The sequence below is a fragment of the Bacillus cereus group sp. N12 genome, from assembly GCF_016483575.1.
GTDB classification, from domain to species: domain Bacteria; phylum Bacillota; class Bacilli; order Bacillales; family Bacillaceae_G; genus Bacillus_A; species Bacillus_A toyonensis.
The window spans coordinates 67,842-81,503 of sequence record NZ_JAEHBO010000003.1 but is presented as its reverse complement, the minus strand read 5'-3'; the positions used below and the strand labels follow the sequence as shown (position 1 = coordinate 81,503).

The window sequence follows — 13,662 nt, the reverse complement described above, 5'->3', positions numbered from 1 at the left end:
ATGTTTACGATGGTACAAAAGCTTTGGCTTACAGTAGTATGTGCAGTATGTGTAACAGTTTCCTTTCTTTATTTTGTATCTTTATACTCGTATGAAAAGTTATACGTTGATAATTTAAAAGACTCATTAGTAATGGAAGGAAAGCGTCTTGCAACGCAATATGATAAGAATGAAGGAATGTCAACTTTTGAAGAGAAAGTAAGAGCATTTGATCAAATATCTAGTTCAGACGTTCTTTTCGTTTCCAATCCACGTGATCTAAGCGCATGTTTGCCTTTTGATGTGCATCATCATTCTCTTATAAGTGAAGGGGATAGACAAACACTACTAGATGGTAAAACGGTGACAAAGGTAGGATATGAAGAACATTTTGATCGGAATATTATGGGTGTTGTTATCCCTGTTTTAGATAATAAAAAGTTAGTTGGAATTGTATATTCTTATATTCCTTTAAAAAGTATAAAAGACTTAATATATGATATGGGTCTTATTTTAGCCCCGCTAGCAATTGCTATGATTTTAATTACGATATGGATTGGGAGAAAAATTATTATAGCGATTACGAAGCCGCTTTCGCAAATGGAGCGGGTTGCCAATCATTTCGCTACTGGAGATTTCTCGGAGCGGATTACCATTTCTTCAGAAGATGAAATTGGACGATTAGGAAAAGCATTTAATAAAATGGCGCATTCTTTAGAAACAGAAGATGTAAAGCGTAAGGAATTTTTGGCTAACGTTTCGCATGAACTTAGAACACCGCTTAGTTATATAAAAGGATATAGTGAGGCTATCTTAGATGGTGTAGCAAAGGGACCGCAGCAAGAAAAAGTGACGCAGCTTATTCATAAAGAAGCGGATCGTATGCAGCGTCTCGTTCATGATTTATTAGATTTAGCGCAACTAGAAGGTGAACATTTTCCTCTAAAGAAGCAACCTATTGTGTTCTCGCAGCTTATTGAAGATGTGTTAGATACGTATGAACTAAAGTTTATAGAAAAAAAACTTCGTATTTCAACGAATTTAAATCCTGAAATTATCGTAATGATTGATGAAGATCGTATGCAACAAGTTCTTCATAACGTGTTAGATAATGCGATACGGTATACAAATCAAAACGGGAATATCATAATAACGCTAGAGCAAATAGACGATTACTGTAAGTTGAAAATAAAGGATACAGGAATAGGTATTGATGCAGAGCATTTAGAGAATCTTGGTGAGCGTTTTTACCGAGTTGATAAAGCGAGAAGTCGCCAACATGGTGGAACAGGTTTAGGTCTTGCGATTGTAAGGCAAATTGTTCATATACATGATGGTGAGTGGAAAATAGAAAGTGAAAAAGGTAAGGGAACAACAGTATTTATTAAATTAAACATACAAGATGAAGAAAGCATGTTCTAATGTGAAGGACATGCTTTTTCAATTGAATGTAAATGAATATAGGAATAGATATAAATTAATAGCAAATAAATATTAAAAATTTGACTATTTTATGAACAAAACATTTGTACTTCTTACCAATTCGTTCTAAAATAGGTATGGATGCTAAGTTCTTATAAATCGTTTCAATTGTTGTTTGGAAGATACTGAGGTGATTTAACTGGAGTACAAATCTATTAAACCGAAAAAAATTTACGAAGAAGTATCTGAAGCTATTTTAACAATGATTAAAAATGGTACGTTAAAACCTGGTGACAAGCTACTTCCTGTGCATCAATTAGCTGAGCAGTTTCAAGTTGGCAGATCTGCTGTTCGTGAAGCGTTAAGTGCGCTAAGAGCGATGGGCTTAATTGAAATGAAGCAAGGAGAAGGCACATATGTGAAGAACTTTGATTCTTCTTCATTAACAAAATCATTAAACAATAGATTATTAATGAAGAAAGAAGATATTTTGAATTTATTAGAAGTGCGAAAGGTGCTTGAAGTGGGGGCAGTTCGAGCAGCAGCGGCAAAACGTACGGAAGATAATTTGCAAAATATGAAACATTGGTTAGATGAAATGGCAAAGAGCATTGGAGATGAAAAGGCTGGCGAAAAAGCAGATTTTCAGTTCCATATGGGAATTGCAGAGTCTTCGCATAATAGCATTTTGCTTGAACTCATGAATCATGTTTCAGAGATGATTGCTGAAACGATTGGTGAATCAAGACGCATTATTTTATATGGTGAACAAACGACATCAGAACGACTTATAGAAGAGCATCAAGTTATATATGATGCGGTTTTAAAACAAGATGTAGAATTAGCGCAGCAAGCAATGCTAGATCATTTAACAAATGTAGAACATATTGTCACAGGTAGAAACGATATAAATTCGTAATTTAATCTTTAAAAAATCTAATTTTCTGATAAAATAGAGAAAGATTAAGTAAGCGTTTTCTTTAGAAAAGGGAGAGGATAGGTCATGGTTGAGCCTATTTCTTTTCTCTCAAGTCATCTGATGACCATATGTTTGTTGGCGAAGTTGTAAAGAGGGGGAGTAATAATTATGAAAGTTACTTTATTTGTTACTTGTTTAGTCGATATGTTTGAAACAAATGTCGGTAAAGCAACAGTTGAAGTGTTGGAGCGTTTAGGTTGTGAAATTGAATTTCCGGAAGCACAAGTTTGTTGTGGTCAGCCTGCTTATAATAGCGGCCATGTAGAAGCAGCAAAAGAAGCGATGAAACATATGATTGAGACTTTCGAAGATGCAGAATATATCGTTACGCCATCTGGCTCTTGTGCGACAATGTTTCATGAGTATCCGCATGTTTTTAAAGATGACCCGAAATGGGCTAAACGTGCACAAAAGGTTGCTGATAAAACATATGAATTTACACAATTTATTGTAGATGTTTTAAAAGTGACAGATGTGGGTGCAAGTTTACCAGGAATAGCTACTATTCATAAGTCTTGTCATATGACACGCCTGCTTGGAGTAAAAGAGGCACCAGGAATTTTATTGTCTAATGTAAAAGGATTAACTGTGAGAGAACTGCCAAACGTGCAAAATTGTTGTGGGTTTGGGGGAACGTTTTCAGTTAAGATGACTCCGATTTCTGAGCAAATGGTAGATGAAAAAGTAGATAGTGTAATGGAAACAGGTGCTGATTATTTAATCGGTGCAGATTGTGGGTGTTTGTTAAACATTGGCGGACGAATTGAGCGTTTAGGAAAAGAAGTAAAAGTAATGCATATTGCTGAGGTACTGAATAGTCGCTCATGAAGGGGGAACATAAGCTATGTCTATGAAAATCAGTGAGAAAAAATTTAATGATCGCGTAGGCGATGGAATTCAAGATTCGTTTATGCGCGGAGCAGTATCTTCTGCACAAACGCGTTTATATACGAATCGATTAAAAGCAGCGGACGAATTGGGAAACTGGGAAGAGTGGCGTGAACTAGGTGAACAAATTCGTCAACATACGTTAGAAAATCTTGATTATTACTTAATGCAGTTAAGTGAAAATGTATCAAAAAGAGGCGGCCATGTGTACTTTGCGAAAACGAAAGAAGAAGCAGCAAAGTATATTCAAGACGTCGCGAAAAAGAAACAAGCGAAAAAAGTAGTGAAATCAAAGTCGATGGTAACAGAAGAAATTAGTATGAACCATGCGCTTGAAGAAATTGGTTGTGAAGTGTTAGAAAGTGACTTAGGAGAGTATATCTTGCAAGTAGATAACGATCCACCTTCACATATTATTGCGCCTGCACTTCATAAAAATAGAACGCAAATTCGCGATGTATTTAAAGAAAAACTTGGCTATGAAAATTCTGATGATCCATATGAGATGACAAAGTTTGTTCGTAAACAACTTCGTGAGAAATTTATGGATGCAGAAATTGGTGTGACGGGTTGTAACTTCGCTGTTGCAAATACGGGATCTCTTTGTTTAGTAACGAACGAAGGTAATGCGGATCTTGTTATGTCGATTCCGAAAACACAAATAGCAGTAATGGGTATGGAACGTATGGTTCCGACGATGGAAGAGTTAGATGTTTTAGTTGGTTTACTATGCCGTAGTGCGGTAGGTCAAAAGTTAACAAGTTATGTAACAGTAGCAGGACCAATTCAAGAAGAGGAAGTTGATGGACCTGAAGAGTTCCATTTAGTTGTTGTTGATAATGGTCGTTCTCAAATTCTTGGATCTGAATTCCGTTCAGTATTGCAATGTATTCGTTGCGCAGCTTGTGTAAATGTATGTCCTGTATATCGTCACGTTGGTGGACATTCATATGGATCGATTTACTCAGGACCAATCGGTGCGGTATTAACACCACTTTTAGGTGGATATGATGATTACAAAGAGCTTCCTTATGCATCTAGTTTATGCGGAGCATGTACAGAGGCTTGTCCAGTAAAAATTCCATTACATGATTTATTATTAAAGCATCGCCAAGTAATCGTTGAACAAGAAGGACGTGCGCCACTTGCAGAAAAATTAGCGATGAAAATGTTTAGTATGGGTGCTTCTTCAGCTGCATTATACAAAATGGGATCAAAAATGGCACCAGCAGCAATGAGTCCATTCACATCTGGTAACCGTGTATCAAAAGGTGTTGGACCACTTAAAAACTGGACGGATATTCGTGAATTCCCAGCGCCAAGTAAAGAAAGATTCCGTGATTGGTATAAAGATCATAAGAAAGGCGGGAATAAATAATGGCAGGATTAATTCAAAACCGTGATTCCTTTCTAGATAACATTGCAAAAGAACTTGGGCGTGCGCGTAAAAGAGAAGGTGTCGAGCGTCCAGTATGGAAAAGTAATGTGAATATAGAAACGTTAAAAGATTATTCACAAGAAGAATTACTAGAAGTATTTAAAAAGCAATGTACAAACATTCATACAACTGTAGTAGAAACGACAAATGATCGTTTGTATGAAGACCTTCAAAAAGTAATCATGGAAAACGGCGGGGGACCTATTTTATTATCAGCAGATGAACGCTTTGATGCATATGGTTTAACATCTTTATTTAAAGAAGAACTTCCAAAGCGAGATATTGAAGTAAACGTATGGGATCCAGAGAGAAAAGACGAAAATATGCGTATAGCTGAAAAAGCGAATATCGGTATTGCATTTAGTGATTATACATTAGCTGAATCTGGTACAATTGTTGTACAAAGTCATAAAGGGCAAGGACGTTCTTTACACTTTTTACCGACTGTATACTTTGCTATTATTCCACGTGAAACACTTGTGCCTCGTATTACGCAAGCAGTTCAGGATATGAACTCACGTGTAGAAAATGGCGAGACAGCGGCATCTTGTATCAACTTTATTACAGGACCTAGTAACTCTGCTGACATTGAAATGAATCTTGTTGTCGGAGTACACGGACCATTAAAAGCGGTATATTTCATCGTATAAAAGAGGGGAAAGCAGGCCAGAAAATGGCCTGCTTTTTTAGTAGAATAAAGGATAATATGAAGTAGAAGTTCTCTCCTTTTTTTGCTATGTTCTTTTGGAAAGGAGAGGAAGGGATGTTCACTTATATATATGCATTGTTAGTGGGTATGGTGTTTGGTTCTTTTTTTATGCTAATCGCAATAAGGGTTCCTTTAGGCGAGTCTATTATTACACCGCGTTCGCATTGTCATTATTGTAAGTATGTACTAAAGCCAAAAGAACTAATTCCAATCATTTCATTTTGTATACAAAGAGGGCGCTGTACGAATTGTAAGAGGGGAATTCCGATTCTGTACGTAGTATTTGAATTTGTAACCGGTACAATATTTTTTCTTACTGTATATATGATTGGAGTAGAACGAGAGCTTCTCATCATTTTATCACTTTTTTCGTTACTTCTTATTATTTCCGTTACAGATTATATATATATGTTAATTCCTGATCGTATTTTAATTTCGTTTGCTTTTCTGCTTATTTTAGAATGTATTTTTGTACCGTTAGTTACGTGGATAGATAGTATAGTTGGTAGTGGGGTTATACTCTTTTTGTTATATTGTATGCAAAAGATATATCCAGAAGGGCTTGGTGGAGGGGATATAAAATTACTCTCGCTACTTGGATTTATAGTGGGATTGAAAGGGGTTTTTATTATTTTATTTTTAGCGTCTTATTTTAGTCTTTGTTTTTTCGGGATGGGTATTTTATTAAAGCGTATAGAAGCAAGTAAACCAATTCCATTTGGCCCTTTTATTAGTCTTGGAGCAATATGTTATGTATTAATTGTGTATTCAAAATAGAGGGGGATAGAGAATGAATATATATATGGATGATCAAAGAAGTTGTCCGTTCGGATATGTGCCCTCAACTACAGTAGAAACTGCCTTGCAATTTGTTAGGGAGAATGAGGTAAATATTATTTCTCTCGACTTTAATATGGGATGGCGGCAGAGTAATGGATTTGATTTCGTAAATATTTTTTGTAAAGAGGGATTATATGTTAAGGAAATCCACTTTCACACAAATGATGTCATTGGTATGGATAAGATGAAACAAAGAATAGAGGGTGGAAAAGAACAAGGAGAGATTGAAGCAAGTATTATTGTGAAATATGTGGGGAGCTAAAAACTCCAAAGTTTAACTTTGGAGTTTTTAATGTTTCATATGTGCTTGTAAAGGAATAATCTCTTCTTGTTGAGCTGCTGCGATTACAGTCTCTTCCTGTTTAACATCAGGTGTTTTCTTTGTTAAGTAGTGATATACCATACCGACAAATACGGACCCGCCAATAATGTTACCGATTGTAACTGGAATTAAGTTATGAATAGCGCCTGCAAAAGAAATTGTATCAGGATGTGGTGATACTAAAGATAAAGCAAACAGTGATAAGTTTGCAATGCTATGCTCATAACCAGATAAAAAGAAAGTGAAAACGAGCATCATCATCATTAATATTTTGGCTGTGTCACCTTTCACTTGAGAAGGTAAGAAGCAGGCAAGACAGACAAGCCAGTTACATAAAATTGCTTTAAAGAATAATTGCATTGTAGGTGTATTCATCTTTCCTTCAACTACTTTATTCATTAAATGACCGTGATCAATCGCTTCGAAAATGCCAGTTGCGTAAAATAGTAAGGCAAAGAATAAAGCGCCCGCTAAGTTACCTGCATAACATGCAATCCAGTTGCGAAGTGTATCAGAAATCGTTGTTTCTTTTCTTAAAGTTGCTACTGTGAAGTACATTGTATTTCCAGTAAATAATTCAGCACCACCATATATAATAAGTACGAGGGCAATCCCGAAAAACATGGAAGCAGCTAAATAAGTTGCTGGTGAATCTGCAATGTGAAAAAAGTTACCTAATTTAAAACATAGTACAATAATAAAACCGATATAAATGCCCGCAAGTGCAGCACGAATGAAATATTGCATCGGATTTATATCTAGCATTTTCTTTTTGCTCTTAGCCAGTTTGACAACATAATCTAATCCTTGTTCTAGCATGAGTCATACGCTCCTTTAGTAAATCTTCTATAAATACTCCTTATATGAATAAAGTACATGGATTCGTTCACAGTTTCAATAAGTTTGTGCAATGTTTCACAAAAAGGACATACATAAAATAAGAAAGCGATTACAAAAGGTAGTATAATGGAATTTTTTCTAAAAATAGAGAGGGAATTGAAATAAAAAAGAAAAAGCGCTGTAATTACAGCGCTTTTTCGTCTAAATTCTTTTCTACTTTTACTTCTACTTCTTTCGAGAAGAACCAACCGCCAACTGCGATTCCAACTAATACAATCCAGAATGTAAGTTTCCACGGAGTAGATTCTGGGAATGAATGCGGAATTACATTTAATGCAGGGTGTGCTAATGTATAGATTGCTAACTTCACACCAACCCAACCTACAATTAAGAATGCTGCAGTTTCAAGTCCTGGTTTACGTTTTAATATTTGTACGAAAGCAGTTGCTGCAAATCGCATAATGATTAATCCAATAAGTCCACCTACAAAGATAACAACGAATTGCCCAGTATCAAGACTACCAATTGTACCTAGTCCTGTTTTCGGTAAAGTCATTGCTAATGCAACAGCAGCTAAAATTGAATCAACTGCAAAGGCGATATCAGCAACCTCGACTTTAAATACAGTCCACCAAAAATTCTCTTGTTTTTTCTTTGCTTCTTTTTCTTCTGTGTCTTCATCCGTATTCTTTTTAACATACGTTTTAAATAAGTGATTACCAGCGATAAACATAAGGTAAATAGCACCGATTGCTTGCACTTGCCATACATCGACTAAGAACGAAATCATAAATAACGATCCGAATCGGAAAACAAATGCCCCCGCTAATCCGTAAAATAGTGCTTTTTTACGTTTTTCTTCTGGTAAATGTTTTACCATAATTGCAAGAACAAGCGCGTTATCAGCCGCTAAAATCCCCTCAAGTGCAATCAGGATGAGTAATACCCAACCATACTCCAATAATAATGATACATCCATGTACATTCTCCTCTCATTTCTATAAGTACTAAATAAGTGAAGAATTTCCCCACTATTTAGTTTCCCCATACTCCTGCCTATTAACTTTGGAAGAATTTGGTAATGAATACAAAAAAGACCTCTGCCGTTAATAGGCAAAGGTCTTGCTAGACATATGTAATAAAAATGCCAACAAAGCCGGAAGAACTAAGTTCTACGTAATGACGACTTTGTTTCCAAGAAATATTCTTGGACGCTACTCCCCTTTGGAGATATGCTATTGTACTCTCATTATATGGATAATTTATACGGTTGTCAACCTGTTAAAATATCTTCGTTCGGATATTTTATTTTCCGGTTCTTTTTACGTGCAAATGAAAAAGCCAATGTTAACGGTCCCATTTTTCCAAAAAACATCATAAAGATAATAATAGCTTTTCCAATTATCGTTAAGTGTGGTGTTAAATTCATACTGAGACCGACTGTTCCAAATGCTGAAAATACTTCGAAAGCACTCATCAATAGAGGAACTCGCTCAGTAATACTTAAAATTAAAATAGCAGCAAAGATAAATGAAATGGAAATAATAGTAATGGTCAATGATTTGACAATGAGCGTATCTTTAATGGATTTTTTAAACACAACAATATCATCTTGTTCTTGTAAAAATTTAAATACGCCAAAAAACATAATTAAAAATGTTGTTAACTTAATTCCACCACCAGTTGAAGCACTACCAGCACCAATAAACATAAGAAGCATCATTAATAAAAGGGAAGGTTTTGTTAATGCAGAAATATCAACGGTATTAAATCCGGCAGTGCGCGTTGAAATTGCTTGGAAATAAGCAGCCATTCCTTCTTCAAATGGGGTAAAACCTCTCATAGAAAAAGAATTATGAAACTCGAATATGAAAATAAAAACGGTAGCAATAATATTGACGATTAGAGTAGAAGAGAGCATGAGTTTTGAATGTAATGTAAGGTTTTTAAAGTTCTTTTTTCGTTTTATATCTATGATCACTGTAAAACCGATTCCACCTAAAATAATGAGAGAAGAAATAACGAGATTGACGAGAATACTATGAGAATGGGACATTAAATTATCGCTCCACACAGAAAAACCGGCGTTGTTAAAGGCAGAGATCGAATGAAAAAAACTATAATAGAACCCTTTAGCAATTCCGTATTTTGGTACCCATTCAAAAGAGAGGAGCAAAGTAGCAATACATTCTACTGTAAAAGAGAATAGAAATAATGCTTTGGCAAGACGAATGACACCGCCAATATTCGTTTGATTTAGTGCTTGTTGTAACAAAATTCGGTTCTGAAGACCGATTTTTCTGCCAAGCATAATTGCAATTAAAACAGCAAAGCTCATAATGCCAAGACCGCCAACTTGTATAAGTGTTAAAATTACACATTGGCCAAATAAGGTAAATACTTTTCCAGTGTCCACAACACCAAGCCCTGTAACTGTACAAGCAGAAACCGTTGTAAATAAGGCATCGAGCCATGAAATAGATGTTGTTGTAGCAATTGGTAGTTTTAATAAGCATGTGCCGACAAGTGATAATACAATAAAAGATAGAGTAAGAACACGAGGAGGGCTCATGCTAATATTAATCCGTTTCATCTCACATATCGTTCCTTTCAGTTTGTTCTTACTAGTATGTGAAAAAGCGCTATTATGTATGTTGCAAATAGAAAGAGGCAGAGAATATCTGCCTCTAAGCCATATGTTATAGTATTATCCGCGTAATTGTTGTTGAGCTAAAGCAACAAGACGTTTTGTTACTTCGCCGCCAACTGAACCGTTAGAACGAGATGCTGTATCTGAGCCTAAGCTAACACCGAATTCTTGTGCAATTTCATATTTAAATTGTTCAAGTGCTTGTTCTGCACCTGGAACTAGTAATTTGTTTGTTTTTACCATGTTGACACACATCCTTTTGAGTAGTCCAGTTCAGCTAAGTTAAGTACTATCTAAACTGGTAATGTTATTTTATGTGGAAACGATGTACTCATACCCGGAAGTAATCGGTGTGATTAGAAGTTCTTGGATAGAAAAAAGAGTAGCAAAATTGCTACTCTTTTTTCAGTATTGTCGCTGTACCTTCCACGACAATATCATCGGATTGATTGTAGATGTTTGTTTGTAATGTAATGATTTTTTTATCATCCCGTTTTTTAATAACTTCTGCCACTACACGAAGTGTATCGCCGATTTTGACAGGAGCACGGAATGAAACGTTTTGGGATAAATAAATCGTATTTTTGCCTGGGAGTTTCGTTCCAAGAACGGTAGAAATAAAACTTGAAACGAGCATACCGTGAGCAATACGTTCTTTAAACATTGTCGTTTTTGCAAAAGAGTCTAAAATATGAATAGGATTTACATCTCCAGTCAATTTTGCAAAATTGATAACGTCCTCATCCGTAATTGTTTTTGTTAGAGATGCTTGATCACCGACTTGAATCTCATCATAACGAAGCTCCGGAACAGTTTGTGCTTCTTGGAATGGATTCATTTTGTCCTCCTTCTTTTCCATATCGAAAAATGTAAGCCATCTTGATGTAGTAGGAGGAAGAAAGAGTTTTGTTTGTGCTGCAGTTAGTTGCCACATTTTTCTTACTTGATGGAAGTAAATAGATTTTTTGAGTTTTCCTCGAACTGCTTTGCGAGTTCTAGTTGTTTGGACTTGAACTCTCCCAAAAAAACTTCTAACTGTTTTTGAACCTCTTCGCGTTGCGATTGTTGTTGTTCTATAAAGTGTTTTGTTGTTTCTTCAAATTGACCGCTAGTTTGAGTAAGAATAGACAAAGATGTTTTTGTAGGAGAAACAGTAAGTTGATGCATTTGAGTAGAAAGCTCATTCCATTTCCCTTGCCACTCGTTAATTTGATCATTTAAGGAGTTTCCAGTTAATTGCTTCACGTAATCTGTATATTGGTTATTGAACTGAGCTGTGAATTGTTGTAGTTCTTTTTCTAGTTCATTTACTCCTGATGTTAATTTATGCAAAGCGTCTTGTTGTTGTTTTAACGTTTCTAAAGTAAGTTGCTCTAATTGTTTCCCAGCTGAAGAGAAGAGGGAAAGAGATTGAGACCAGTTTTTCCAAAATGCATCGACTAATTCGTATGGTTTAGTTTCCATTGTTTGACCTCCAAATGTTTTTTTGCATATTGTGAACGCAGATTACTCTGCTGTACCACCAGGTGAAGATGAAGAATCCTTTTCATCCTTTTCTGGAGAAGTAGAAAATGGAAAGAATGCATTGGTGTATAACGTGAAAAACGTCCGCAACATATTTTGATAATGTTCAAAAGAAGTCGCACATGTTGATAAATATTGCTCTCCATATTCAGTTAAAGAATAAATTCTTTTTGCTGGCCCTCCATCGCTTGTATCCCAAGTAGAAGAAATAAGGTTTTCTTTTTCTAACTTGCGTAGTGTTCTATAAACATTACCTTGGTCAACAGAAGAAAAGCCGATGTCCATTAGCATTTGAATGAGTTTGTAACCATGAAGACTCCAGTCTTTTAGACAGAGAAGTAAGAAAGGAACTAAGAAGTTTTTTGGCATGGAGTTTGGTTGTTTCGCTTGGTTTTTTTCCAAACTTTCTGGGTGTTCTGGTTCATTATGTAGCATGATTGTGCATCACCTCATGAATCAGTTAGATGGAATTTTTTGCTTATAAGTGCAATTTACACCTATCTGTTTTTAATGTCAATACATTTGTTGGAAAATAAAGAAAAATAAAATATAGACTTGAAGTTTTATTCAGAATATTAGAAAATAGTGAATAGGTTGAATTGTTTCAAAAACAAAAAAGGGAGTGTAGGCGAAGTGATTGATCAAAAATTCGATCCATTGCAAGCATGGAAAAATGCTTATGAACAAACCGAAACATTTTGGGGAAAAGCGCTCAATGAAACAATTAAAACAGAAGAATATTCTGCTTGGATGGGCAGCGTTCTAGACTTGAATTTGTTTTATCAAAAAGCATTAAATGATACGACAAAAAGTTATTTAGAACAAGTGAACGTGCCAACGAAAGAGGATATCGCTAGAGTAGCTACGCTTGTTATTAACTTAGAAAATAAAGTTGATAATATTGAGGAAGTTCTAGAAGAGAAAGTGGATTCGTTAGGACAAGCTCCTACATTAAAGCGTGATGTTACGAAAGTAAAACAAGATATTCGCACGTTAGAAGCGAAAGTTGATCAAATTTTAGAATTGCTAGAAAAGCAAAATGCAGTACTAGCTAAACTACAAGTACCTGTAAAAGAAGAAGTAAAGCCGGCGAATAAGCCAGAAAATAAAAAATGATAATAGCGTTTGTTTACAACGTGTAAAAGAGAGAGGGAGAATCTCGTTTTCACGTATAAACAACGAAACATAATTAATATATGGACTCTATTAGTATGAGTACCAAAATGATTCATAATAATCGTTCACAAATTCATTTAAGGGGGAAAAGAAATGGTTCAATTAAATGGCAAAGTAGCAATCGTAACAGGTGGGGCAAAAGGAATTGGAAAAGCAATTACAGTAGCATTAGCACAAGAGGGAGCAAAAGTAGTTATTAACTATAACAGCAGTAAAGAAGCAGCTGAAAACTTAGTAAATGAACTAGGAAAAGAAGGGCATGACGTTTATGCAGTTCAAGCGGATGTTTCTAAAGTAGAAGATGCAAACCGACTTGTAGAAGAAGCTGTGAATCATTTTGGTAAAGTGGATATTCTTGTTAATAATGCTGGTATTACAAGAGATCGTACATTCAAAAAATTAAATCGTGAAGATTGGGAACGCGTAATTGACGTGAACTTAAGTAGTGTATTTAATACGACAAGTGCGGTACTTCCATACATATCGGAAGCAGAAGAAGGAAGAATCATTAGTATTTCTTCTATTATTGGTCAAGCTGGTGGATTTGGACAAACAAACTACTCAGCAGCAAAAGCAGGTATGCTAGGATTTACAAAATCATTAGCGTTAGAACTTGCAAAAACAAATGTAACTGTAAACGCAATTTGCCCAGGATTTATCGATACTGAAATGGTAGCAGAGGTACCAGAAGAAGTGCGTCAAAAAATCGTTGCGAAAATCCCGAAAAAACGTTTTGGACAAGCTGATGAAATTGCAAAAGGTGTAGTATACCTATGCCGTGACGGTGCGTATATCACTGGTCAGCAATTAAACATTAACGGTGGATTATACATGTAATGAAGTAAGAAAAAAGTGCATATCCATATCAGGAATGCACTTCTTTTTTTAGAAAGAA

16 protein-coding genes and 1 riboswitch are annotated in these 13,662 nt (G+C 35.5%); of the genes, 9 read left to right on the top strand and 7 right to left on the bottom strand.

Translation table 11 applies throughout. The features are described from left to right. The 7 genes from JDS92_RS02590 (at position 1) to JDS92_RS02560 (ending at position 6,517) form a co-directional block, all read left to right on the top strand. Entirely contained in the window at positions 1-1,401 is a 1,401-nt protein-coding gene (locus JDS92_RS02590; RefSeq protein ID WP_000494807.1) for a sensor histidine kinase, read from the top strand. Between the two features lie 229 nt (positions 1,402-1,630). After that, positions 1,631-2,320 (top strand): FadR/GntR family transcriptional regulator, encoded by a 690-nt coding sequence (locus JDS92_RS02585; protein ID WP_254903113.1) that lies wholly within the window; start codon positions 1,631-1,633, stop codon positions 2,318-2,320. 168 nt (positions 2,321-2,488) lie between these two features. Continuing rightward, entirely contained in the window at positions 2,489-3,208 is a 720-nt protein-coding gene (locus JDS92_RS02580) for a (Fe-S)-binding protein (protein WP_000869145.1), read from the top strand. A 16-nt stretch (positions 3,209-3,224) separates the two neighbouring features. Then, on the top strand, positions 3,225-4,646 hold the full coding sequence (locus tag JDS92_RS02575) for a LutB/LldF family L-lactate oxidation iron-sulfur protein (RefSeq protein ID WP_000061931.1): 1,422 nt from the start codon (positions 3,225-3,227) through the stop codon (positions 4,644-4,646). Then, on the top strand, positions 4,646-5,356 hold the full coding sequence (locus JDS92_RS02570) for a LutC/YkgG family protein (RefSeq protein ID WP_000907756.1): 711 nt from the start codon (positions 4,646-4,648) through the stop codon (positions 5,354-5,356). The genes JDS92_RS02575 and JDS92_RS02570 overlap by 1 nt, the downstream gene beginning before the upstream one ends. Positions 5,357-5,442: 86 nt before the next feature. Next, positions 5,443-6,192: a prepilin peptidase gene (locus tag JDS92_RS02565; RefSeq protein ID WP_015000258.1), complete on the top strand. Its 750-nt coding sequence runs from the start codon at positions 5,443-5,445 to the stop codon at positions 6,190-6,192. Positions 6,193-6,205: 13 nt separating this feature from the next. Next, a complete protein-coding gene (locus tag JDS92_RS02560) occupies positions 6,206-6,517 on the top strand; it encodes a cyclic-phosphate processing receiver domain-containing protein (protein ID WP_199631461.1) in 312 nt (103 codons plus the stop codon). Positions 6,518-6,544: 27 nt separating this feature from the next. On the opposite strand, the gene JDS92_RS02555 is transcribed toward JDS92_RS02560, so the two are convergent. From JDS92_RS02555 to phaQ, 7 genes are all read right to left on the bottom strand, one after another. Then, entirely contained in the window at positions 6,545-7,396 is an 852-nt protein-coding gene (locus JDS92_RS02555) for a formate/nitrite transporter family protein (protein ID WP_000893030.1), read from the bottom strand. A 205-nt stretch (positions 7,397-7,601) separates the two neighbouring features. Continuing rightward, a complete protein-coding gene (locus tag JDS92_RS02550; RefSeq protein WP_000383309.1) occupies positions 7,602-8,396 on the bottom strand; it encodes a TerC family protein in 795 nt (264 codons plus the stop codon). A 90-nt stretch (positions 8,397-8,486) separates the two neighbouring features. Continuing rightward, a riboswitch (yybP-ykoY riboswitch) is annotated at positions 8,487-8,652 on the bottom strand. 38 nt (positions 8,653-8,690) lie between these two features. Next, positions 8,691-10,010 (bottom strand): TrkH family potassium uptake protein, encoded by a 1,320-nt coding sequence (locus JDS92_RS02545; RefSeq protein WP_000822354.1) that lies wholly within the window; start codon positions 10,008-10,010, stop codon positions 8,691-8,693. A 114-nt stretch (positions 10,011-10,124) separates the two neighbouring features. Then, positions 10,125-10,310 carry an alpha/beta-type small acid-soluble spore protein gene (locus JDS92_RS02540; RefSeq protein WP_000241211.1) on the bottom strand — a complete coding sequence of 62 codons (186 nt, stop codon included), beginning with the start codon at positions 10,308-10,310 and terminating at the stop codon, positions 10,125-10,127. 151 nt (positions 10,311-10,461) lie between these two features. Continuing rightward, the gene (locus JDS92_RS02535) at positions 10,462-10,905 is read right to left on the bottom strand and encodes a MaoC family dehydratase (protein WP_001067920.1); all 444 of its coding nucleotides are present in this window, start codon (positions 10,903-10,905) and stop codon (positions 10,462-10,464) included. A gap of 101 nt (positions 10,906-11,006) precedes the next feature. Continuing rightward, positions 11,007-11,531: a polyhydroxyalkanoic acid inclusion protein PhaP gene (gene phaP / locus JDS92_RS02530; RefSeq protein WP_000448600.1), complete on the bottom strand. Its 525-nt coding sequence runs from the start codon at positions 11,529-11,531 to the stop codon at positions 11,007-11,009. Between the two features lie 42 nt (positions 11,532-11,573). Then, positions 11,574-12,026, bottom strand: coding sequence for a poly-beta-hydroxybutyrate-responsive repressor (phaQ, locus tag JDS92_RS02525; RefSeq protein ID WP_000903016.1), 453 nt, complete (start codon positions 12,024-12,026; stop codon positions 11,574-11,576). A 198-nt stretch (positions 12,027-12,224) separates the two neighbouring features. On the opposite strand from phaQ, the gene phaR reads away from it, so the two are divergent. Further along, positions 12,225-12,707, top strand: coding sequence for a polyhydroxyalkanoic acid synthase subunit PhaR (gene phaR / locus JDS92_RS02520; RefSeq protein ID WP_000566959.1), 483 nt, complete (start codon positions 12,225-12,227; stop codon positions 12,705-12,707). A 153-nt stretch (positions 12,708-12,860) separates the two neighbouring features. Next, positions 12,861-13,604, top strand: coding sequence for an acetoacetyl-CoA reductase (locus JDS92_RS02515; RefSeq protein WP_000250411.1), 744 nt, complete (start codon positions 12,861-12,863; stop codon positions 13,602-13,604). Positions 13,605-13,662: the final 58 nt, after the last annotated feature.